Origin of the sequence: Caballeronia pedi, from assembly GCF_001544915.2 — a bacterium.
GTDB lineage: Bacteria > Pseudomonadota > Gammaproteobacteria > Burkholderiales > Burkholderiaceae > Caballeronia > Caballeronia pedi.
This window is the reverse complement of sequence record NZ_FCOE02000017.1, coordinates 1-21,326: the sequence shown is the minus strand read 5'-3', so window position 1 is coordinate 21,326 and position 21,326 is coordinate 1. Positions and strand designations below refer to the sequence as shown.

Annotated in this window: 21 protein-coding genes; 17 read left to right on the top strand and 4 right to left on the bottom strand. The window is 65.1% G+C overall.

Annotation, left to right across the window (positions count from 1 at the left end):
• Positions 1-9 precede the first annotated feature (9 nt).
• The 8 genes from AWB80_RS23560 (at position 10) to AWB80_RS23525 (ending at position 7,303) form a co-directional block, all read left to right on the top strand.
• Entirely contained in the window at positions 10-1,599 is a 1,590-nt protein-coding gene (locus AWB80_RS23560; protein ID WP_061177075.1) for an aspartate:alanine exchanger family transporter, read from the top strand.
• Between the two features lie 44 nt (positions 1,600-1,643).
• The gene (locus AWB80_RS23555) at positions 1,644-2,639 is read left to right on the top strand and encodes a 2-hydroxyacid dehydrogenase (RefSeq protein ID WP_061177074.1); all 996 of its coding nucleotides are present in this window, start codon (positions 1,644-1,646) and stop codon (positions 2,637-2,639) included.
• 12 nt (positions 2,640-2,651) lie between these two features.
• Positions 2,652-3,323 (top strand): hypothetical protein, encoded by a 672-nt coding sequence (locus tag AWB80_RS23550; RefSeq protein ID WP_061177073.1) that lies wholly within the window; start codon positions 2,652-2,654, stop codon positions 3,321-3,323.
• 216 nt (positions 3,324-3,539) lie between these two features.
• Positions 3,540-4,676 carry a DUF3300 domain-containing protein gene (locus AWB80_RS23545; RefSeq protein ID WP_244206691.1) on the top strand — a complete coding sequence of 379 codons (1,137 nt, stop codon included), beginning with the start codon at positions 3,540-3,542 and terminating at the stop codon, positions 4,674-4,676.
• 10 nt (positions 4,677-4,686) lie between these two features.
• Complete coding sequence (locus tag AWB80_RS23540; RefSeq protein ID WP_061177071.1) at positions 4,687-5,601, top strand: DUF2950 domain-containing protein; 915 nt, start codon at positions 4,687-4,689, stop codon at positions 5,599-5,601.
• Positions 5,602-5,671: 70 nt separating this feature from the next.
• The gene (locus AWB80_RS23535; protein WP_061177070.1) at positions 5,672-6,145 is read left to right on the top strand and encodes a glycine zipper domain-containing protein; all 474 of its coding nucleotides are present in this window, start codon (positions 5,672-5,674) and stop codon (positions 6,143-6,145) included.
• A gap of 36 nt (positions 6,146-6,181) precedes the next feature.
• Entirely contained in the window at positions 6,182-6,769 is a 588-nt protein-coding gene (locus AWB80_RS23530; protein WP_061177069.1) for a hypothetical protein, read from the top strand.
• 36 nt (positions 6,770-6,805) lie between these two features.
• Positions 6,806-7,303, top strand: coding sequence for a hypothetical protein (locus tag AWB80_RS23525; protein ID WP_061177068.1), 498 nt, complete (start codon positions 6,806-6,808; stop codon positions 7,301-7,303).
• Positions 7,304-7,311: 8 nt separating this feature from the next.
• Here AWB80_RS23525 and AWB80_RS23520 read toward each other — a convergent pair whose 3' ends face one another.
• Complete coding sequence (locus tag AWB80_RS23520) at positions 7,312-8,238, bottom strand: hypothetical protein (protein ID WP_244206700.1); 927 nt, start codon at positions 8,236-8,238, stop codon at positions 7,312-7,314.
• A 228-nt stretch (positions 8,239-8,466) separates the two neighbouring features.
• Between AWB80_RS23520 and AWB80_RS23515 the strand changes: the two genes are divergently transcribed.
• The 9 genes from AWB80_RS23515 (at position 8,467) to AWB80_RS23475 (ending at position 17,997) form a co-directional block, all read left to right on the top strand.
• Positions 8,467-8,679: a DUF2964 family protein gene (locus AWB80_RS23515; protein WP_244206689.1), complete on the top strand. Its 213-nt coding sequence runs from the start codon at positions 8,467-8,469 to the stop codon at positions 8,677-8,679.
• A 38-nt stretch (positions 8,680-8,717) separates the two neighbouring features.
• The gene (locus AWB80_RS23510; protein WP_061177065.1) at positions 8,718-8,975 is read left to right on the top strand and encodes an RNA recognition motif domain-containing protein; all 258 of its coding nucleotides are present in this window, start codon (positions 8,718-8,720) and stop codon (positions 8,973-8,975) included.
• A gap of 99 nt (positions 8,976-9,074) precedes the next feature.
• The gene (ppk2, locus tag AWB80_RS23505) at positions 9,075-9,884 is read left to right on the top strand and encodes a polyphosphate kinase 2 (RefSeq protein WP_061177064.1); all 810 of its coding nucleotides are present in this window, start codon (positions 9,075-9,077) and stop codon (positions 9,882-9,884) included.
• A gap of 13 nt (positions 9,885-9,897) precedes the next feature.
• A complete protein-coding gene (locus AWB80_RS23500; protein ID WP_061177063.1) occupies positions 9,898-11,592 on the top strand; it encodes a SulP family inorganic anion transporter in 1,695 nt (564 codons plus the stop codon).
• Positions 11,593-11,719: 127 nt separating this feature from the next.
• Positions 11,720-14,041: a DUF3141 domain-containing protein gene (locus tag AWB80_RS23495; protein ID WP_061177062.1), complete on the top strand. Its 2,322-nt coding sequence runs from the start codon at positions 11,720-11,722 to the stop codon at positions 14,039-14,041.
• A gap of 39 nt (positions 14,042-14,080) precedes the next feature.
• Positions 14,081-15,019: a phosphate acetyltransferase gene (locus tag AWB80_RS23490; protein WP_061177061.1), complete on the top strand. Its 939-nt coding sequence runs from the start codon at positions 14,081-14,083 to the stop codon at positions 15,017-15,019.
• Positions 15,020-15,023: 4 nt separating this feature from the next.
• Complete coding sequence (locus AWB80_RS23485; protein ID WP_061177060.1) at positions 15,024-16,214, top strand: acetate/propionate family kinase; 1,191 nt, start codon at positions 15,024-15,026, stop codon at positions 16,212-16,214.
• Positions 16,211-16,993: an enoyl-ACP reductase FabI gene (fabI, locus tag AWB80_RS23480; protein WP_061177059.1), complete on the top strand. Its 783-nt coding sequence runs from the start codon at positions 16,211-16,213 to the stop codon at positions 16,991-16,993. The genes AWB80_RS23485 and fabI overlap by 4 nt, the downstream gene beginning before the upstream one ends.
• The gene (locus tag AWB80_RS23475; RefSeq protein WP_061177058.1) at positions 16,990-17,997 is read left to right on the top strand and encodes a hypothetical protein; all 1,008 of its coding nucleotides are present in this window, start codon (positions 16,990-16,992) and stop codon (positions 17,995-17,997) included. Before fabI ends, AWB80_RS23475 begins: the two co-directional genes overlap by 4 nt.
• A gap of 9 nt (positions 17,998-18,006) precedes the next feature.
• Here the strand turns inward: AWB80_RS23475 and AWB80_RS23470 are convergent, their stop codons facing one another.
• From AWB80_RS23470 to AWB80_RS23460, 3 genes are all read right to left on the bottom strand, one after another.
• Positions 18,007-18,591, bottom strand: coding sequence for a PqiC family protein (locus tag AWB80_RS23470; protein ID WP_061177057.1), 585 nt, complete (start codon positions 18,589-18,591; stop codon positions 18,007-18,009).
• Positions 18,591-20,192 carry a PqiB family protein gene (locus AWB80_RS23465; protein ID WP_061177056.1) on the bottom strand — a complete coding sequence of 534 codons (1,602 nt, stop codon included), beginning with the start codon at positions 20,190-20,192 and terminating at the stop codon, positions 18,591-18,593. Before AWB80_RS23465 ends, AWB80_RS23470 begins: the two co-directional genes overlap by 1 nt.
• A partial coding sequence (locus AWB80_RS23460; RefSeq protein ID WP_061177055.1) for a paraquat-inducible protein A occupies positions 20,189-21,326 on the bottom strand: 1,138 nt, incomplete at its 5' end. The genes AWB80_RS23460 and AWB80_RS23465, both read right to left, overlap by 4 nt.

The following is a 21,326-nucleotide window of genomic DNA, read 5'->3' as shown; positions in this document are numbered from 1 at the left end:
GGAGGCGGCATGGAGGCAGTCAGAACCTTCCTCGAGAATCAATCACTGTTTGCGCTCTTTCTGACGATCGCGCTGGGCTATCTGATCGGCGAGATCAATATCAAGGGCGTGGCGCTCGGGTCCGGCGCAGTGCTGTTCGTCGGGCTCGCAATTGGTGCATTCGCGCCGAAGTCCGCGCCGCCCCCGTTGCTGGGCACCTTGGGGCTGCTGCTGTTTCTGTACGGCATCGGCATTCAGTACGGGGCGCAGTTCTTTCGCGGGCTCACGAGCCGCGACGGCATGAAGGCGAACGCGGCGGCGTGCATCGGCGTGATCGTCGCGGGTCTCGTGTCGTGCGCCTTCATGCACTTCGGCATCAAGCTCGCCGATTCGCTCGGCATGTTCGCCGGCAGCGGCACCAGCACGGCGAGCCTGCAGGTCGCGATCGCGTCGATGAAAAGCAACGACGCCGCCGTCGCGTACAGCATCTCGTATCCGTTCGGCGTCGCGGGGCCGATTCTGTTCATCTACCTCCTGAACGTGATGCTCAAGGTCAAGATCCAGAAGCCGCCGGCGAAGCTGATCGAAACGGCGGAGATCGCGCTCAGGAACGCGAGCCTGTTCGGCCTCACGCTGGCGGAACTCACGAGCCGTCTGCCTTCCGGCGTGGTAATCGCGGCGGTGCGGCGCGCGCATCACAATCAGTTGCCCACGCCCGACTTCACCCTGCGCGCGGACGACGTGCTGCTCGCCACCGCCACCGACCGGCGCCTGCTCGACGAAGCCACCGCGCTGTGCGGCGAGCTGCAGCCGGGACGCATGGCGAGCCATCGCGAGGACCTCGACTACATGCGCGTGTTCGCGTCGAATCCGGCGGTCGTCGGCATGGCGCTCGGCGACATTCGCTTTCCCGATGGCGTGAGCTGCGCGATCGCGCACGTGCGCCGTGGCGATGCCGACATGGTCTCGACGCCCGATCTCATCCTCGAAGCGGGCGACCGCGTCGGCCTGCTTGTCAATCGCGCGCATCAGGCGACCATGCGCACCTTCTTCGGCGATTCGATCAAGGGCACGGCTGATCTCAGCTTCATCTGTCTCGGCATCGGCGCGGCGGTGGGCTTGCTGGTCGGCGCGATTCCGCTGCCCGTGCCCGGCCTCGGCGCGTTCAGCCTCGGACTCGCCGCGTTGCTGCTGGTCGCGCTGTGTCTCGGCAAGGCGCGTCGCAACGGCCCGTTCGTGTGGGTGATGCCGCTCTCGGCGAATCTCGTGTTGCGCAACCTCGGTCTCACGATCTTTCTCGCGCAAGTCGGCATTTCATGCGGGCCGAAATTCGTCGCGACCGTGGGCACCGCCGGGCCGATGTTGCTGATTCTCGGCGCGATCACGTTGCTGGTTCTCGTCGCCGTGACCGCCGTGTGCTGCCTGTGGATTTTCCGGTTGCCCTTCGATACGTCGGTCGGCGTGATCTGCGGCGCGACCGGCAATCCGGCGATCCTCGCGTTCGCCAATCGCATCGCACCGACGGATCAGCCCGACATCATGTACGCGATGATTTTCCCTTCGATGACCATCGTCAAAGTGCTTTTCGTGCAGATCGCCATATCGCTTGCCGCTGGTTAGGCTTTGCCCCAACATGCCGGATCGAACGTCAGAAGGAGCACATCATGGAAGTGGCGATCTACAGCTCGACGCCTTACGAGCGCGAGTATCTCGACCAGGCGAACAAGGTCGAGAACCATAAGCTCAGATATCACGACATGTCGCTCGATATGGATACGGTCGAGCTTGCGGCGGGTTACGGCGCGGTGTGCGTGTTTGTCAATGACAAGGCGGATGCCGAGGTGCTCGAAGCGTTGCACAAGGGCGGCACGCGTCTGGTCGCGCTGCGCTGCACGGGCTTCAATAATGTCGATCTCGCCGCCGCCGCGAAGCTCGGCATCAAGGTGGTGCGCGTCGTCAACTATTCGCCGAACTCGGTGGCGGAGCATGCGGTCGCGCTGCTGCTCGCGATCAATCGCAAGGTGCATCGCGCCTACAATCGCACGCGCGATTCGAACTTCTCGCTCGACGGCCTGATCGGTTTCGATCTGTACGGCAAGACCGTCGCGGTGGTCGGCACCGGCAAGATCGGCTGCGTGTTCGCGAAGATCATGCAGGGCTTCGGCTGTCATGTGTTCGGCTACGATCCGTATCCGTCGAAGGCGTTCGAGGCGCTCGGGCTGCGCTATGCGACCTCCGGCGAGATCGGCGAGCGGGCGGACATCGTCGCGCTGTTCTGTCCTTTGACGCCGCAGACGCATCACATCATCAACTCGGAGTCGCTCAAGCGCGCGAAGCGCGGCGCGTTGCTCGTCAACACGAGCCGCGGCGCGCTGATCGACACGGAAGCCGCCATCGAAGCGTTGAAGACCGGCCAGCTGGGCGGCCTCGCAATCGATGTCTATGAACAGGAGGCGGATCTGTTCTTTCGCGACCTGTCGAGCGAAATCATCACCGACGATATCTTTCAACGGCTCGTTTCGTTTCCCAATGTCATCGTGACGGGACATCAGGCGTATCTGACGCGCGAAGCGCTGACCACCATCTGCGAAACCACGTTGCAGAGCATCACCGCGTTCGAGAAGAATCAGCCTCTGGAAAACGAGGTGAAAGTCGCGTAGCGGCACACGCCGATGAGTGCCGGCGATGCGGCGCAGGAACGCGCGCGGGAGCCCGTGCTCGATACTGTCGATCGCGTGTCCGAGCTGTGCTTCGGCCTGTTCATGGCGCTGACGTTCGTCGGCACGGTATCGGCGGCGACGGGCGGCGAGGATGCGGGCCGCAAGATGCTCTACACGGCCTTCGGCTGCAATCTCGCGTGGGGTCTTGCGGACGCCGTCATGTATCTGGTGCGCACGATCGCGAACCGCGCGCGCAGGCACGCGCTCGCGCTCTCCATCCAACGCGAGCGCGATGCGGCGGCGGGCGTGCGCGCGTTGCGCGAGCGCTTATCCACGGCGCTCGACCCGTTCGTCTCGGACGCCGATCTCGAAGCCATCCGCAAGCGCATCGCCGCGAGCGACGGCCTGCCCGAGCGCGCGCGTTTCGTGCGCGGCGACTTTCTCGCGGCGCTGGGCATCTTCATCATCATCGTGCTGTCCACGTTTCCTGTCGCCGCGCCTTTTGTCCTCGTCAAACACGTGCCGACTGCGTTGCTGATATCGCGGGTGCTGACGCTCGCGATGCTGTTTTTCTGCGGCTTCGCGCTGGGCGGCTATGCGGGCTGGAGCGGCTGGAAAGCAGGACTTTCGATGACGGCGCTGGGCGTACTCCTGACGATGGCGATCATCGCCCTGGGCGGGTAATTAAAAGCTGAAATCACGGCGCGGATGAGCGAACAAATACCTATGCCGTCGGTCTTGTAATCGCGAAAGTGTTCGCATATCTTGCAATGGCAACTTCACCGCGCATCAAGCTGCAAACGGCACTACGAGAATAGATAAACGCTGCTCCGATCTTTGGCTTCTCCACGCATTCGACGCCTCTCGGCTCGGTGCGGGTACAAGACGATGCGCAAACTCATGAGCGTGCTTCTCGTCGCGTCCGCGCTCGCGTGCGGTGCGAGTGCGTGCGCGCAAGCGCCGGTGGCGAGCACGGATGTGCCCGCGCCCGTCGCGATGAATCCGGCTGACCTGGACAGGCTCGTCGGGCCTATCGCGCTGTATCCCGACGATCTCATCGCGATCATGCTGCCCGCTTCGACCTATCCGATCGAGGTCGTGCAGGCCGACCGCTTTCTCGAACGCAGAAAGATCGACAAGGATCTGCCTGTGAACGAAGCATGGCAGGACCCGGTGAAGGCGCTTCTCAATTACCCGGAAGTCGTGAAGAAGATGAGCAACGATCTCGACTGGACCGTTGCGCTCGGCGAAGCGGTGGTCGCGGACCAAAGCGCCGTTTTGCAGGCCGTGCAGCGCTTTCGACGGCAGACTCAGTCCGTCGGCAATCTGAACACCGACGACAAGCAGACGATCGTCGTCGAGAAGGAAGTGATCAGGATCGTGCCGTCGAATCCCGAAGTCATCTATGTGCCGCAGTACAACCCGGCGACGGTCATCGTGAGCAGTCCGACGCCGGTCTATGCGTATGCGCCCGCGCCTTATCCCGTCTACTACTATCCGTACGCGCCCGGCGCGGCGTTCGCGACGGGTCTGATATGGGGCGCGGCGATCACCGCCGTGTGGCACGGCGGGCACTACGAAACCAACTACAACGGCGGCAACAACACGATCAACATCAATCGCGAGGGCAACGTCAATCGCACCGAGGTGAAGAACGAGTTGAGCAATCGCGCGGCGAACCGCGGCGCAACGGGATCGCAACAGTCGAGCACCTGGCGCTCGGAGAAGAAGCCCGGACAGGTATCGGGCACGACGGCCCGTGCATCCGGACAACGCGTCGGCGATGCGCCATCGCGCGCAGGCGGCGGCGCACAGCGCGCAGCGGCAGGCGCGCCGATGGCCGCGCAGAACGCCGGCAACTTTCAGGGACGCGGCGGCGATGCATTCAGCGGCTATGGCTCCGCGCAGAACGCACGGGCGGACGGTGCGCGCGGCGCGGCGAGCCGGCAGTCGATGTCGGGCGCGCAAGGCGGCCGCAGCTTTCAGGGCGGCGGCGGCCGCGGCGGATTCGGCGGCGGTCGCAGCGGACGTCGATAGGAGCCAGATCATGAACATATCGACGCGCCTGTTGATTGCGTTTGCAACCTGCGCGATGCTGCTTGCGCCGCTACGCATTCTCGCCGCCGACCAGCAGCAGACGTTCGCGACGCCCGACGAAGCAGTGAGTGCGCTGGAACAGGCGCTGAAGTCGAACGATGATACCGCGCTCATTGCGATCTTCGGCAACGCGCACAAGCGTCTCGTCGTGACGCCCGATGAAGCCGAGAATCGCGAGCTGCGCGCGAACGCGCTCGCCGAATTCAATGCGTATCACGCGCTGGAACCAACGTCGCCCGATCGCCGCATTCTGCGCATCGGCGACGAAGCATGGCCGATGCCGATTCCGCTCGTGCGCGAACATGGCGCGTGGCGCTTCGCGACCGAAGAGGGGGAGCAGGAAGTGCTGGACCGGCGCATCGGAGCGAACGAGCGCGAGGCGATCAAGGTGCTGCGCGCGTATCTCGACGCGCAACGCGAGTACGCGACGAAAGATCGCATGGGAGACGGCGTGCTGCAATATGCACGCAAGCTAGGCAGTTCGCAGGGCACGCGCGACGGCCTCTATTGGCCCGCCGATGAATCGAAGGGCGAAGAACCGAGTCCCTTCGGTCCGTTGATCGCCGCGAGCACAAATTATTTCAAGAATCGAAACCCGGGTGACGCCTATCACGGATATTATTTTCGTATCCTAATGAAGCAGGGAAATCACGCGCCAGGCGGCGCATTCAGCTATATCATCAACGGGCGCATGCTCGCGGGCTTCGCGATGGCCGCTTATCCCGCACAGTACGGCGCGAGCGGCGTGATGACTTTCATTGTCAACAACAACGGCGTCGTGTATCAGAAGAATCGGGGCGCATCGGCCGCGCCGCTGACGGAATTCGATCCCGACGCATCCTGGACTCGCGTGCAGGAGCGCTAACCAAAACGCATGCGCGGGTTCGCCGAATCATTGAATCGCTCGAATTTTAGAACTCAGCCAAGGAGTCGCCATGAATGCATATACATTGCGCGCGGGCTGCGCCCTCGTGATCGCCGTGATGGCGCTCGATGCCATCGCGCAGAGCAAGCCGATCGCTTACCCATCCAAAGGTCAAAGCGCCCAGCAGCAGCAGAACGACGATGGCGCGTGCTATAGCTGGGCCAAGAGCAACACCGGCATCGATCCTGCCACGGCATCGGCGGCGCCGCCGCCACAAGGCGGCGCGGCGGCGGGCGGCGGCCAGCGCGTGGGCGGCGCGGCGCGCGGCGCGGCGGGCGGTGCTGCGATCGGCGCGATCGCGGGCGATGCCGGCAAGGGCGCGGCCGTCGGCGCGGTAGCGGGCACGATGGCGGGCGGCGCGCGCGCGCGGCAGGAAAAGCGCGCGCAGCAATCGAATGCGCAAGCCCAGAGCCAGGGCGCGATGACCACGTACTACCGCGCGTGGGCGGCGTGCATGCAGGGACGCGGTTACTCGATTCAGTAACTTCATTGCGGTGTCGCTGAAACCAGGAGCGCGATCATGAAACGCATGAGCCTCGTTGTCCTGTCGTGCCTTGCGATATCCGCGAGTGCATGGTCCGCCGGGCCCGAAACCGACGTAAGCGTCGTGCGCGATGCGAACGGCGCCACGGTACAGGGCGTCGCCAAAGTCACGGCGACGATCGTCGGCATCGATCCGGCGACGCGCACCGTCACGCTGAAAACGGCCGCGGGCAAGGTGATCGAACTCGAAGTCACGAACGAGGCGCGCAACTTCGACCAGCTTGCGCTCGGCGATGTCGTGACCGCGCAGTATCGCCAATCGCTGACGCTGAGTCTGGTCGGCAAGAAGACGGAGGCGTCGCGCTCGGAGAAGGACACGTCCGAGCGCGCACCGCGCGGCGCGAAACCGGGCGGAGAGCTGGGCCGCGAAGTGACGATCATCGCTGATGTCGTCGGCATCGACCGTCATGCGAAGACCGTCACGTTGCGCGGCCCGCATGGCCAGACGGTGGATCTGCTCGTGGAGGACCCCGAGCGCCTCAAGCACATGAAAAAGGGCGATCAGGTGAAAGCGGTGTACACGGAAGCGCTCGCGATCGCCGTGGAACCCGCCACGACGAAATAAGCGAGAGCGCCGGTCGCGCCGACGCGGGAGAGGCCAATGAAAAAGCAACTTGCATGTGCGTGCGTCGTGGTGCTCACGATCGCAGGCTGCGCGCAACCCGAGCAGCGCGTGCAGCCTGGCATGGACCAGCAGGCGATCATCGCGAAGCTCGGTCCGCCGAAGGAAACCTACGATCTACCCAACGGCGGCAAGCGTCTCATGTGGCCCACGCAGCCGATGGGATCGACGACCACCGCCGTCGATCTCGATGCGTCGGGCAATACCGTCAGTGTGCGGCAAGTGCTTCAGGAAAAGGAGTTCTATCGCGCCGAGGTCAATAAGTGGACGCGCAACGACGTGATGGTCGCGTTCGGCAGACCCTTCGAAACGGCGTATTTCAAGCGAATGGATCGTGAGGTGTGGTCGTACCGGTATATGGAGAACAACATCGACCACATGATCTTCAATTTCTATTTCGATCCGCAAGGCGTGCTCACACAGACGCAAAAGCAGCCGGACCCGAAATTCGATCCGAGCCAGCGCAACAGGTTCTGAGTGCTTCGCTAGAAGCTGACCGCGAGGCCGAACGACACCCCGTGCACATTGTGGCCGAACACGTAACGCACCATCGCCCGCGTGCGCGTGATGACGACGGGATACTTGCTGCTATCGAGTTCGAGGCCCACGCCGAGCGAGGTCAGATCGTTGAAGCCGAGCACGCCGGCGCTGTCGCCGAAGTAATGCGAATACGCGGTTTCGAGCACGTAGCGCACCGGCCGGTCGAGCGCGGCAAAGCCCGTCGGCGCACGCCAGCGCGCCCACAGGCTGAACTGCTGCGCCGTCGCCGATCCCTGCACGGCCTCCGACGAACTGCCGAAGCTGCGCAAATAGATATCGGTTGCGCGCAGTTCGACATCGATCTCATAGTGTTCGCGATAGTGCTCCAGATCGAGCATCAGCGAGCCGCCGAGGCCGTAGGCGTTGAGCGCGCCGTCCTCGAGGAACTGGAGATTGGTGCTGGCGACATGGTTGAACACGGTCTGCGCGACGCGCAGATCGCTCGCGACACGGCCGATCATGCCGTTGAGGATCGGCCGCAGACGCAGCTCGTTGGTGATCGGAATATCCCAGCCGATACCGATCGTCGTGCTCGCGGTGTTCCATTTCGCCGGCACAGGGCGTTGCTGAGTGCCGTCGGTCGCGATGAAGGTCGGATCGTAGCGGCTGTACGCGACGGTGCCTTCGAGATAGAGCGGAAACGACCTGCTGAGGGTGAAGCCGCCGCCGAGCTGCGTCTGGCCGAAGCCCGGATTGCCGGTCGCGCCGCTGTTGATGGAGAGCGAACTCGTCGTGACGTCCGGCACCGCCGTGTACGACATGATCGCCAGCACGGCGTTCGCGTAGTTCTTGACGTTGGTCCCGACCACGGCGCGATCCGGCGCGGCTTGCGCGTGCGCGGCCACTGGCGCGAAGGCGAGCAGGATGAGCATCGAAACGATGAACGGCCGGCTCGAAGAGAGGATCGGCTTTCGCATGAGCGGAGCGCACCCGAACGTTGAACGGCGATTGGTCGTACATTGCCCGATCCACGGTCACACGCAGAGAATGTAGTCTACCGGTCGCCGTACGCCAAGTGCGCGAGTTGCACGTACGTTCACACGGCGCCCCGGATTTGCCTAAACTGAAGCTATCTCGCGCAATATTTCCGGGAGACATCGATGAGACTGAACGAGCCGCGCATGGTGGTTGCCTCGACGGGCGTGTTCATCTGGCTCGCGGGCCTCTACTTCACGATTCACGGTCTCCTGTACGACATGGCGCGCGAGTTTCGCTACGGCATGTGGGCGCTCGGCATCGGCATCGTGATTTTCGTCGTCGCATTGAATCCGCTTGCGCAGCGCCGGTCGGGAAAGCGTGATGGATCAGCGTGAATTTGCAGTTACCGCAGGACTCAACGGAGAACTTCGCAATGGGTGATCTTTGGCTAGGCAATGTCGACGAGTCGACGACCGACGACGAGATAAGAGATTTTCTCTGCAATTACGGCTTTCCTCCGTACGATTCGATTCAGCGTGTGCCCGGCACCGGAGAGCATCCGGCCGCGGTCGTGAGTTTCGATAAAGTCGAGCCGCACGTGCTGCGCACCTTTCAGCCGCGCATCCACAATATGTTCTGGAAAAATCGCACGCTCGTGGTGCAGGTCATGCCCGAGCGCAACGAAACCTGACGGCATCGCCGCAGATCACAATCGCGTGCCGCGCGCAGCTCACGACGGCGGCCTTGGCGTGGCCGCGCGGGTCGCATCGGACGACAAGAGGAGACGACGATGAACGAGGACAAGGCCGACAAAGCGTCGAAAGGCGAGCGCCTGAGCCGCAAGCAGTACGACAAGGAGCTTGCGCGCTTGCATGTCGAACTCGTGAAGCTGCAGGAATGGGCCGTCCATACGGGCGCGAAGATCTGCATCGTGTTCGAAGGGCGCGACGGCGCGGGCAAGGGCGGCACGATCAAGGCGCTCACCGAGCGCGTCAGCCCGCGGGTTTTCCGCGTGGTGGCGCTGCCCGCGCCCACCGAGCGTGAGAAAACCCAGATGTACGTGCAGCGCTATTTGCCGCATCTGCCCGCGGCGGGCGAGATCACGCTCTTCGACCGGAGCTGGTACAACCGCGCGGGCGTCGAGCGCGTGATGGGCTTCTGCACCGACGAACAGGCGACCACCTTCCTGAAGGGCGTGCCGCTCGTGGAGCGCGCGATCATCGATTCGGGCATCCTTCTGTTCAAGTACTGGCTCGAAGTCGGGCAGGAAGAGCAGACGCGGCGTCTCGAAGAGCGCATTCACGACGAACGCAAAATCTGGAAGCTCTCGCCGATGGACCTGCGCTCGTACAGCCGCTGGTACGACTATTCGCGCGCCCGCGACGACATGTTCGAAGCGACCGACACCGATCTCGCGCCCTGGTATGTCGTGCGTTCCGACGACAAGCGCTGCGCGCGCCTGAACCTGATCAGCCATTTGCTGGCGAACATCCCGTACAAGGCCGTGCCGCGCGAAAAGGTGAAGCTGCCCAAACGCCAGAAAGCGGAGGGGTATCGCGAGAGCGACCGGCCGCTGCGCTACGTGCCCGAACGCTTCTGAGCGCGGCGTCGTCATGTCGCGTCGCTCGTCCATTGCGCCCGAGTGGCTGTTTCACTACGAGAAACAATGGGCGCGCGCCGATATCGTTGCGGGACTGACGGCGGCGGCCGTCGTCATTCCGAAGTCGCTGGCTTACGCGACGATCGCCGGCCTCCCGGTGCAGGCCGGCCTTTACACGGCCTGCGTGCCGATGATCGTCTACGCGTTCACCGGATCATCGCGCGCGCTTTCCGTCAGCACGACGACCACGCTCGCGATTCTTGCCGCGAACGCGCTGAGCGCGACCGTCGGCGGCGATGATGCGAACGCGCTCGCCGCCGCCAGCGCCACGCTGACGATGCTCGTCGGCCTGATGCTCGTCGCGGCCGCGGTCTTGCGCCTCGGCTTCGTCGCGAACTTCATTTCGGAGCCGGTGCTCGTCGGCTTCAAGGCGGGCGTGGCGATCGTCATCGTCATGGATCAGTTGCCGAAACTGTTCGGCATGCATTATCCAAAAGGATCGTTTTTTCACAATGTCGGTGCATTCGTCGCGGATTTGCCGCATCTGTCGGCGACTACACTCGCGCTCGCGTTGCTCACGCTCGCCGCGCTCGTGCTGCTCGAACGCTTCGTGCCGCGTGCCCCGGCGCCGTTGATCGTAGTTGCGGCGGCGATCATCGCGGTCGCGCTTTTCGGCCTGCGCGCGCACGGTATCGAAACGGTCGGCGCCGTGCCCGCCGGATTGCCGTCGTGGACACAGCCGGATTTGCCGCTGGCGCTCAAACTATGGCCCGACGCGCTCGGCATCGCGCTGATGAGTTTTACCGAAAGCATCGCGGCGGCCCGCGCGTTCGCGCGCAACGACGAACCCGCGCCCGATGCGAATCGCGAACTGCTCGCGACCGGCCTGGCGAATGCGGGCGGCGCGTTGCTCGGCGCGATGGTTGCGGGCGGCGGCACGAGCCAGACCGCCGTGAACCGGCAAGCGGGCGCGCGCTCGCAACTCGCGGGCCTCGTGACGGCGCTCGTCGCGCTCGCGGTAATGTTGCTGTTCGCGCCGCTGATGGCGTCGATGCCGCACGCGACGCTCGCCGCCGTCGTCGTGTTCTATTCCATCGGGCTTTTCAGCCCCGCCGAATTCCACGCAATCCTGAAGGTTCGCCGCACCGAATTCGTCTGGGCAGTGACGGCATGCGCGGGCGTCGTGTTGTTGGGCACGCTGGAAGGCATCGTGGTTGCGATCATCGTGTCGCTGTTCGCGCTCGCGCATCAGGTGTCCGACCCGCCCGTGTACGCGCTCAGGCGGATACCGGGCACCAACGTGTTCCGGCGCGATTCATCGAAACATCCCGACGACGAAGCGTTTCCCGGACTGTTGCTGTTGCGTCCCGAGGGACGGATTTTCTTCGTCAATGCGGAACGTGTCGCCGAAAAGATCCGGCCGCTCGTGCGCGAGTCAGGCGCGAAAATCGTCGTGCTGGATCTGAGCCGGGTCTTCGATGTCGAATACACTGCGCTCAAGATGATGATCGAAGCGGACGCGCGCCTCGCCGCCAACGGAACCACGCTGTGGCTCGCGGGCCTGAATCCCGGCGTGCTCGCGGCGGTGCGGCGCTCGCCGCTCGGCGAGCGGCTCGGCCAGACACGCATGTTCTATAACCTCGAACATGTCGTGATCAAGTATCAGGAGATTGTTTCGCGCAATGGCGATGATGCCGCGCGTCGTTAAGTCGCCATTTTTTGCCACTTTCCTGTCGCGCATTGCGAATATATTTTAGTGGTGGTATTCAATTCATCGGTCCAGGCATCTGCTTCCAGCGTCATCGCTTGCAGGTTTCCGTCGAGGAGGGTACGTCATGACGTATGGGGATCAACTGGCGCGCAGCCGGGACATCGCGGACAAGGTCACACGGGTGTTTCAGAAGCGCGCGGAAGTGGCGCAGCAGAATTTCAGCGAGCGCACGCGCGATGCGGGCATGCGTCTTTTCAGCAACGGCGGCGCGGATCATTTCAGTGGTCCGGGTGCGAACGCAACGGGCCAGTTCAGCGGCTACGCGTATGCCGTCGATCTCATCCAGCGCTCCGTGCTGTTCTGGGACACGTTGCGCCAGCGCGGCAATAATTTCGTCGAGCAGACGAAGCGCGGTCTCGAACCGGTGCTGCATTTCGACCATGAAATGCTGATCGATGGCCGCACGTTCACGCGCCCGGTGAACTACGCGCTGTTGCGCATCGTGCCGCCCGAGGGCGTGACCATCGATGCGCTGAAGCGCCCGTATCTCATCATCGATCCGCGCGCGGGGCATGGTCCCGGCATCGGCGGCTTCAAGGACGATTCGCAAGTGGGCGTCGCGTTGCGCGCGGGGCATCCGGTGTACTTCGTCACGTTCTTCCGCGACCCGCAGCCCGGTCAGACCTTGCTCGATGTCTGCGCGGCCGAGCAGCAGTTCGTCCGGCACGTGCGCGAGCTGCATCCGGAGAGCCCGAAGCCCGCGATCGTCGGCAATTGCCAGGGCGGCTGGGCCGCGATGATGCTGGCAAGCTCCCAGCCCGACGATACCGGCCCGCTCGTCATCAACGGCGCGCCGATGTCGTACTGGAGCGGCGCGTGGAGCGAAGGCGAGGGCGACAACCCGATGCGCTATTCGGGCGGCATGCTCGGCGGCACCTGGCTCGCGTCGCTGACGGCGGACCTCGGCAACGGCAAGTTCGACGGCGCGTATCTCGTCGAGAACTTCGAGAACCTCAATCCGGCCAACAGCTTCTGGGACAAGTACTACACCCTGTTCGCCAACATCGATACCGAACCGCCGCGCTTTCTCGATTTCGAGCGCTGGTGGGGCGGCTATTATCTGATGAACCGCGAGGAGATCGAATGGATAACGCGCAATCTGTTCGTCGGCAACAAGCTATGGTCGGGCGAAGTGAGCGGTGCGTCGGGCGCATCGTTCGATCTGCGCGCCATCAAGTCGCCGATCATTCTCTTTGCGTCGATGGGCGACAACATCACGCCGCCGCAGCAGGCGTTCAACTGGGTCGCGGACATCTACGGCAGCACCGACGAGATCAAGGCGCGCGGACAGGTGATCGTCGGTCTGATGCACAAGAGCATCGGGCATCTGGGCATCTTCGTGAGCGGCAAGGTCGCGAAGAAGGAATACACGCAGATCGCATCGGTGCTGGAGGCGATCGAATCGTTTCCGCCGGGGCTGTACGGCATGGAAATCGCCGAACGCAAGGGCGAGGGCGGCAAGATCGAGTACGACGTGAGTTTTCACGAGCGGCGTCTCGAAGAAGTGACCGGCTTCAATCGTTTCGAGCGTGTCGACGAATTGCCGTTCGAAGCCGTCAAACAGGTATCGGATTTCAATCAGCGCGCCTATGAACTGTTCGCGCAGCCCTTCGTGCAGGCGCTCGCGAACGACACGACCGCGAAGATGCTGCGCGCGTTCCATCCGCTGCGCGCGCAACGCTGGATGTTCTCCGACCTGAACCCGTGGCTCGCATGGCTCGGCCCCGCGGCGCAGGCGGTCAAGGCCGCGCGCCAGCCCGACACCGACCGCGACGTGCTGCGCCGCGCGGAGCATTGCGGCTCCGACATGATCAGCGCGAGCCTCGATTTCTATCGCGCGATGCGCGATGCCACGACCGAAGCGATGTTCTTCTCCGTGTACGGCAACATGTTTTCGGCGCATCAGGCGCAAGAACACAAGGACCCGGCGCAGACAACCGATCCGCGCGATCTGCCGTTCGTGCAGGAAGCGCTCGCATCGATGGCGCAAGGCGGCTATGCGCAGGCCGTCGCGCGCGTCGCGTGCCTGCTCGTGCGGCACGACGAACCGCTGCCGCTCGCGCGCATGGTGCTGCGCCAGGAACTGGCGGAGGACTACGCGGAGTACTTGCCGCAGATGCCGCGCGACGAATGGCGGCGCCTGCGCGGCGAGCAGGAAATCGTCGTGCGTTACGAGCCGGAGCAGGCGCTCGCGACGCTGCCCGATCTGCTCGGCGACAACGGCGATCGCAAGAAGCTCCTCACGCTCATCGACAAGCTGCTCGCCGATAGCCGCATGCAAGGCTACGAGCCTACTACCGCGCAGCAGGACATGCTCGCGCGCATTCGCGCGGCGCTGCCCGTCAAGGCGGCGCGTGCAGCAAGACGTTCCGCGCCCGCGCACTGAGGCGCGGGCGGCGCATCTCACGTTCACACGGGAGGCGATATGGTTCATTCGCACGAGAAGTACGAACGGCTCATCGAGGTTTGCCGGGCCCTGCCGCCGCTCGCGGTGGCGGTGGCGCACCCCTGCGACCGGACATCGCTCGAAAGCGCGGTCAAGGCGCACGAGATGGGCCTGATCGCGCCGATTCTCGTCGGGCCGCGCGAGCGCATCCGCGAGGTCGCGGAGCAATGCGGGCTGAACATCGCGGGCCTGGCCGTCGTCGATGCGCCGCACAGTCACGCAGCCGCGGAAAAGGCGGTCGAACTGGTGCGCGAGGCGAAGGCCGAAGCGCTCATGAAAGGCAGCCTGCACACCGACGAAGTCATGGCCGCCGTCGTCAGACGCGAAGGCGGACTGCGCACGCAGCGGCGCGTCTCGCACTGCTTCATCATGGACGTGCCGGGCCATGAGAACGTGCTCATCATCAGCGACGCCGCGATCAACATCCTGCCGACGCTCGCCGACAAGGTCGACATTCTGCAGAACGCCATCGATCTCGGCCACGCGCTGCGCTTCGACGAGGTGCGCGTCGCGATTCTCTCGGCGATGGAAACGGTGAACCCGAAAGTGCCCTCGACGCTGGAAGCCGCCGCGCTCTGCAAGATGGTGGACCGCCATCAGATCACGGGCGCGCTCGTCGACGGGCCGCTCGCGCTCGACAACGCGATCGATCTCGAAGCGGCGCAGACGAAGAAGATCGACTCGCCTGTCGCGGGCCGCGCGAACGTGCTGATCGTGCCGGACCTCGAAGCGGGCAACATGCTCGCGAAAAGCCTGTCGTTCCTCGCGGGCGCGGACGCGGCGGGCATCGTGCTCGGCGCGCGCGCGCCGATCATACTGACGAGCCGCGCCGATTCGCTGCAATCGCGGCTCGCGTCGTGCGCCATCGCCGCGCTGGTGGCGGCGAAGCGTCGCGAAGAAACGCAAGTGGCGGGGTGATCCCATGGCCGACGTCATTCTGGTTCTGAATGCGGGCTCGTCGAGCATCAAGTTCAGCGCGTTCGACGTGCAGGGCAAGGCGCTCTCGCTCGTCACGCACGGGCAGGTGGAAGGCCTCTTCAGCTCGCCGCGTTTCGTCGCGTTCAATGCGAACGGCGAAAAGACCGGCGAGCACGCATGGGGCGACGGCGTGAAGCTCGAACATGCCGAAGCCATCGCGCATCTGGGCGCGTTCCTGCGCGGACACGGCGCGGGGCATCATCTGATCGGCGTGGGGCATCGGGTCGTGCATGGCGGCGCGCATTTCACGAAGCCCGTACTGACGAGCCCGGAAGTGCTCGACGCGCTCGACAAGCTCACGCCGCTCGCGCCGCTGCATCAGCCGCACAATCTGAAGCCCATTCGCATCATCGCGGAGCGCAATCCGGGGCTGCCGCAAGTCGCCTGTTTCGATACCGCTTTCCATGCGACGCAGGACCCGCTCGCGCAGGCGTTCGCGCTGCCCGAATCGATCACGAAGAACGGCGTGCGGCGCTACGGTTTTCATGGCCTCTCGTACGAATACATCGCGAGCGCGTTGCCGGAGATCGCGCCGGACGCGGCGCGCGGGCGCACGGTCGTCGCGCATCTGGGCAACGGCGCGAGCCTGTGCGCGCTTTCTGCCGGCAAGAGCGTCGCGAGCACGATGGGCTTCACCGCCGTCGACGGCCTGATGATGGGCACACGTTGCGGCAATCTCGATCCCGGCGTGATCCTCTATCTGCTCGACGAACTCGGCATGAACGCGCGCGAGATCGAAGACCTGCTGTATCGCGGCTCGGGCCTGCTCGGTGTCTCCGGCGTTTCGGGCGACATGCGCGCGCTGCTCGCGAGCAGCGACGAACGCGCGCGCTTCGCCATCGATCTGTACGTGTACCGCATCGGCCGCGAACTGGGCTCGATGAGCGCGGCATTGCAGGGGCTCGACGCCGTCGTGTTCACGGCGGGCATCGGCGAGCATTCGAAGGAGATTCGCCAGCGCGTGTGCGAACAGGCGGCATGGTGGGGCATCGAGCTCGATGCGCAGGCCAACGCGAGCGGCGGCCCGCGCATCAGCACGGCGTCGAGCAAGGTGAGCGCGTGGGTGATTCCGACCAACGAGGAACTGATGATCGCGCGTCACGCGCTGACGCTGATCGAAGGAGCATCCGCATGACGGTGAACGTCCCGCAACCCGTGCTGAAGGGCGCAAAGGCGCTCGTCACCGGCATCGCCAACGAGCATTCGATCGCCTATGGCTGCGCGAAGGCGTTTCGCGAACTGGGCGCGGATCTCGCCATCACGCACGCGGACGAGAAGGCGCGCCCCTACGTCGAGCCGCTCGCGCAAGCGCTCGAAGCGCCGATCTTCATGCCGCTCGACGCGTCGAGGCAGGACCAGCTCGATGCGGTGTTCGAGCGCATCGCGAGCGAGTGGGGCACGCTCGACATCCTCGTGCATTCGATCGCATGGGCGCCGAAGGACGATTTGCAGGGCGGTCTGCTGAACTGTTCGGCGGAAGGCTTCGCGAAGGCGATGGACATCTCCTGCCATTCGTTCGTGCGCATGGCGCGGCTCGCGGCGCCGCTCATGAAAGACGGCGGCACGATGTTCACGATGAGCTATCACGGCGCGAACAAGGTGGTTCCCAACTACAACGTGATGGGCCCGGTGAAGGCCGCGCTCGAAGCGAGCGCGCGCTATCTCGCCTACGAACTCGGCCCGCAGGGCATTCGCGTCCACGCGATCTCGCCGGGGCCGCTCAAGACGCGTGCCGCTTCGGGACTCAAGGACTTCGACCTGCTGCTGACCGAGGCCGCAGAGCGCGCGCCGCTCGGCGAGCTGGTCGACATCATGGACGTCGGCTTCACCTGCGCGTTCCTCGCGACACCGTTCGCGCGCCGCATGTCGGGCGAAACGCTCTACGTGGACGGCGGCGTGCACATCATGGGATGAGCATGTTCAACTGGCTTTTCAGGCGCGAGGACACCACCGCGCGCGAAGACGTCAGGCAGGCGCTCGATCGCATCGTCGCGGTCGCGCCGCAGGTGAAGCTCGCGAATCGTTACGAGCCGCGGATTGCGTCGGTCATCGTCAAGACGCTCGACCATGCGCATGAACTCGTCGCCGCGCTGCCGGCGCCGCGCGATGCAACGCCCGGTGCGTGGGCGGACGATCCCTGGCTGCGCGCGAAGTTCGCGACGCCCGACGATATCGCGAAAGTCATCGGCGAGTCGCGCGACGTGCGCGACTGGTTCGACGGCAACATCGCCGCCGATTACGCCTTCGCGGTGCTGGGCGCGACGCTCGTCGAGCGGCGTGTGCTCGTTTCGGCCGTCGAGAACGGCGCGATGCGTTCGGATGTCGCGCGCACGGCAGTCGGCTTCGAAGACAAGCGCATGCGCTTTTGCAGCGAGACGGACGAAGCGCTCAGACAGGAACTCGTGCAGCGGATCGTCGAGCAGTTCGCGCTCGAAGCGATGTCGCGCGTCGCGAATCAGGAAGCGCGGCGCGACGCGCTGCAGGAACATCGCGCGCTCCTGAACGCGCGCATGCACATGCTCGGCCGGCGCGGCGCCGGCATGAGCAGCCTGATCGCGTCCACCGATGTTGCGGGCGACGCCACGCGGCTTCAGCGCGACTTCGAGGAAAACGAAGCCGCGCTTTCCGCATTGGGCTCGGTCGCCGATTCCATCGAGACGCAGCTTCAGACGATCGTCGATCTGCTCGCCGAACCGGCGGCGCTGATCTCGCTCACGCACCGCGAGTTGTGCCTGAATCAGATGAACCTGCTGATGGAAGCGGGCTGCGATGGACCGCATGCGGACATCGCGATCGAACTCGCGCACCTGCCGACGCAGCCGCCGCAAACACGCGCGGTCGAGATCGTGCGCATTGCGCGGCGCGACGTGCCGCCCGCCGGCGCCGCGTTCGACGAGGCTGCGCGTCTCGTGCTGTGAGTCCCGTTTTTACTGCGGCGCGGCGCCCTGTATCGCCGCGGCGATATCGCGGCTCACGCTCGCGAGCGCGCGGCTGTGCGCGGCCACGAGCGCGTTCCAGTCGGCGCCATTGACGGGTTCGCGCACGAGCGAGCGGCCGGTGAGCGCGTTATCGTCGCCGAAGCGGCGCACGGACCATTGCGCATCGATCGCGACGGCGTCGCCGGGAACGGATTCGAACTGCTGGATATCGACGCGCACGCGCAACGCTTCCGGCTCCGCGATCGCGCGCGAGGCGGGCGCGACGCGATTCGAACCGAGCAGCAACGCGAGATCGCCCGCGATGGCGTCCGCGATGCTGCTTCGGAGCGGTTCGCCCCAGCGCGCGTACTCGTTGAGCGCGACTTCGTTGCTGGTGTTGCGCGTGACGATCTGCGGCCGGTCGACGAGATCGGGCACCGTCACCGGTCCGACGATCACGGGCCGCGCGTTCGCGCGCGTGGTCGCGGCGGTGAGCGAGGGATCGGCGCTCAGACGATAGAAACTCGGCTGCGGCGAACGGCATCCGGCGAGCATCGCCGCGACGAGAAGGAAAGACAGCAGAGCGGGCCGCATCACTTCTGGTCCTCCGGCTTGCCGCGCAGCAGCGCTTCCGGATGCTGCTGCAGATAATCCGCGAGACTGCGGAACGAGGCCGCGGTGCGCGTCAGTTCGCGGACCGCTTCGGCCGTGTCCTGCTGCAGGCCGGAATCCGGCATGAGCGTCGAATGCGCGGCGTCGAGCGCGGCGCGCGCGGCGGCCAGCGTCGTCGCGGCTTGCGGCACGACCTGCGTGTTGAGACCCTGCATCAGCGCGGTCGTGCTGTTGAGCGTCTGCCGCGCGCTCGCCGTCAGTTCCTCGATCGGCAGCTTGTCGATGCGCGTCATGATGCGGTTGATCGAATCCTGCATCGATTCGAGGCCGCTCGGCGTGGTCGGCAATTCGGGCGGGTCGCGATTCCAGTCGATGCTCGCCTTCTTCGCGTTCGGGAAGAAATCGAGCGACACATACAACTGGCCGGTGAGCAGGCTGCCCGTGCGCAACTGCCCGCGCAAACCGCGCGAGACGAGCACGTCCGCGAGCGCGCGCCGGTCGGACACGACCCGGCCGCTCTTCGGCTCGGTCGTGAAGCGCGACGTGAAGCGCTCCGGATAGAGCTTGATTTCGACCGGTATGCTGATGCGCTTGGTGACCGGGTCGAAGCGCGTGTTGATGGCCGCCACCTCGCCGATCTGGATGCCGCGGAATTCCACCGGCGCACCCACGGCCAGGCCGCGCACCGAGCCGACGAAGTCGAACACATATTTGTCGACGATGCGCTCCTGCACGCGCAGCGCCTCGGCGCGCGTCGGAAACAGGTTGAAGGTCGTGTCGGGCGGCGCCTCCGACCAGCTGAGCGACACCGCCGGCGTCTCGAACGCGAGCCCGCCGATCAGGATCGACACGAGCGATTGCGTGTTGACCTTGAGGCCGTCGGTGCCGAGCGTCACGTCGATGCCGCCCGCCTGCCAGAAGCGCGAATCGGCGTTCACGTAGCGGTCGTAGGGCGCGTTCACGAACACGTGCAGCGTGACGCCGCTGCCGTCCTTGTCGAGTTCGAACGACGTCACCTGGCCCACTTGCAGACGGCGGAAATAGATCGGCGTGCCGACATCGACCGAGCCGAGATCCGTCGCTTTCAGGATGAACTGCCGGCCGGGCACGTCACTCGCGAACACCGGCGGCGTTTCGAGCCCGGTGTAATCGCGCCGGCTCTGCTTCGTATGGCCGATATCCATGCCGATATACGCGCCCGACAGGAGCGTGCCGATGCCCGACACCGAGCCGCCCGCCACGCGCGGCCGCACGACCCAGAAGCGCGTGTCGTCGACGAGCATGTTGGTCGCATCGCGCGTCAGTTCGGCCTTGGCGATCACATGCTTGTAATCCTCCGACAGCGCGACCGACTTCACGAGGCCGATGTCGACGTCCTTGAACTTGATCTTGGTCTTGCCGGCTTCGATGCCTTCGCCGGTCTTGAACGTGATGGTGACGGTCGGGCCCTGCTGGAGCACCGTCTGCACCGCGAGCCAGATGCCGACCGCCACCGCGATCGCTGGCACGACCCAGATCCACGGAATGCGCCAGCGCTTCTTCGGCGCGACTTCCGCATCGGGGATATCGCCGGGCGTGTTCATCTTGATTCTTCCGGAGGTGGCGGCGTATCCCAGATGAGGCGCGGATCGAACGACATCGCCGCGAACATCGTCAGCACGACGACCGCGCCGAACGCGATCGCCGCCGGCCCGGCCTCGATCGTCGCCATCGCGCTGAACTGCACGAGCGCGACGAGCACGGCGATGACGTAGATATCGAGCATCGACCAGCGGCCCACCAGCTCGACGATGCGGTAGATGACCGCGCGCTGCGTGCTCTGCTGCGTCATGCGCAGATTCGCGGTCGCCGCGAGATAGCCGATGGCGAGGATCTTGAGCATCGGCACCGCGATGCTCGCGATGAACACGATGATCGCGAGCGGCCACGAGCCCGAATGCCACAGATACGCGACGCCGCTCATGATCGTGTCCTTCTGCGCGCCGAACAGGGAACTCGTGTTCATCACGGGCAGCGTGTTGGCGGGAATGTAGAGCACCGCCGCCGCGATCAGATACGCCCACGTGCGCGACAGGCTCGACGGCTTGCGCAGGTGCAGGCGCGCGCCGCAGCGCGGACAGTACAGATGCGCATGCCGCGCCATGCCGCGCGTGCACAGGCCGCAATCGTGACAGACGCAGATGCCGCTCGCCGCCGCCGTGCGCCCGGCGAGCGGCGTGTCGGCGGCCATGCCGGGCGGCGCGCCTTCGAGGCGCAGCCACATCGCGCGCTCGTCGAACGAGGAGGTCGCCGCGACCAGCAGCAGCATCAGCGCGGCGAGCGACCACAGCGCGGGCCCCGTCACCACCGACGCGATATGCGCGAGCTTCACGACCGCAACCAGCAGCCCGAGCATCAGGACTTCGGTCATGCCCCAGTTGCGCGCGATGCGCAGCAGGCGAAACACGGCGTCGGCGCGCCACGGCCTGTGGTTCAGATGCAGCGGCAGCAGCAGCCACACCATGGCGAGCGCCTGGAGCGCGGGCATCAGAATCGTCGTGATGAAGATGAGGCCGGCGAGCGGCCACATGCCGTCGCGATACAGCACGCGCACCGCGCCGATTAACGTGGTTTCGACGAGATCGCCGTTGACCGCGAGGCCGACGATCGGAAACGCGTTCGAGATCAGCCACAGCACGCAGGCGGTGAGCGCATAGGCGAGCGCGCGGTCGAAGCCG

What these genes read in the sequence shown, in the direction of transcription:
- AWB80_RS23560 (WP_061177075.1), top strand. Translation starts at nt 10, where the DNA reads ATGGAGGCAGTCAGAACCTTCCTCGAGAATCAATCACTGTTTGCGCTC.
- AWB80_RS23555 (WP_061177074.1), top strand. Translation starts at nt 1,644, where the DNA reads ATGGAAGTGGCGATCTACAGCTCGACGCCTTACGAGCGCGAGTATCTC.
- AWB80_RS23550 (WP_061177073.1), top strand. Translation starts at nt 2,652, where the DNA reads ATGAGTGCCGGCGATGCGGCGCAGGAACGCGCGCGGGAGCCCGTGCTC.
- AWB80_RS23545 (WP_244206691.1), top strand. Translation starts at nt 3,540, where the DNA reads ATGAGCGTGCTTCTCGTCGCGTCCGCGCTCGCGTGCGGTGCGAGTGCG.
- AWB80_RS23540 (WP_061177071.1), top strand. Translation starts at nt 4,687, where the DNA reads ATGAACATATCGACGCGCCTGTTGATTGCGTTTGCAACCTGCGCGATG.
- AWB80_RS23535 (WP_061177070.1), top strand. Translation starts at nt 5,672, where the DNA reads ATGAATGCATATACATTGCGCGCGGGCTGCGCCCTCGTGATCGCCGTG.
- AWB80_RS23530 (WP_061177069.1), top strand. Translation starts at nt 6,182, where the DNA reads ATGAAACGCATGAGCCTCGTTGTCCTGTCGTGCCTTGCGATATCCGCG.
- AWB80_RS23525 (WP_061177068.1), top strand. Translation starts at nt 6,806, where the DNA reads ATGAAAAAGCAACTTGCATGTGCGTGCGTCGTGGTGCTCACGATCGCA.
- AWB80_RS23520 (WP_244206700.1), bottom strand. Translation starts at nt 8,238, where the DNA reads ATGCTCATCCTGCTCGCCTTCGCGCCAGTGGCCGCGCACGCGCAAGCC.
- AWB80_RS23515 (WP_244206689.1), top strand. Translation starts at nt 8,467, where the DNA reads ATGAGACTGAACGAGCCGCGCATGGTGGTTGCCTCGACGGGCGTGTTC.
- AWB80_RS23510 (WP_061177065.1), top strand. Translation starts at nt 8,718, where the DNA reads ATGGGTGATCTTTGGCTAGGCAATGTCGACGAGTCGACGACCGACGAC.
- ppk2 (WP_061177064.1), top strand. Translation starts at nt 9,075, where the DNA reads ATGAACGAGGACAAGGCCGACAAAGCGTCGAAAGGCGAGCGCCTGAGC.
- AWB80_RS23500 (WP_061177063.1), top strand. Translation starts at nt 9,898, where the DNA reads ATGTCGCGTCGCTCGTCCATTGCGCCCGAGTGGCTGTTTCACTACGAG.
- AWB80_RS23495 (WP_061177062.1), top strand. Translation starts at nt 11,720, where the DNA reads ATGACGTATGGGGATCAACTGGCGCGCAGCCGGGACATCGCGGACAAG.
- AWB80_RS23490 (WP_061177061.1), top strand. Translation starts at nt 14,081, where the DNA reads ATGGTTCATTCGCACGAGAAGTACGAACGGCTCATCGAGGTTTGCCGG.
- AWB80_RS23485 (WP_061177060.1), top strand. Translation starts at nt 15,024, where the DNA reads ATGGCCGACGTCATTCTGGTTCTGAATGCGGGCTCGTCGAGCATCAAG.
- fabI (WP_061177059.1), top strand. Translation starts at nt 16,211, where the DNA reads ATGACGGTGAACGTCCCGCAACCCGTGCTGAAGGGCGCAAAGGCGCTC.
- AWB80_RS23475 (WP_061177058.1), top strand. Translation starts at nt 16,990, where the DNA reads ATGAGCATGTTCAACTGGCTTTTCAGGCGCGAGGACACCACCGCGCGC.
- AWB80_RS23470 (WP_061177057.1), bottom strand. Translation starts at nt 18,591, where the DNA reads ATGCGGCCCGCTCTGCTGTCTTTCCTTCTCGTCGCGGCGATGCTCGCC.
- AWB80_RS23465 (WP_061177056.1), bottom strand. Translation starts at nt 20,192, where the DNA reads ATGAACACGCCCGGCGATATCCCCGATGCGGAAGTCGCGCCGAAGAAG.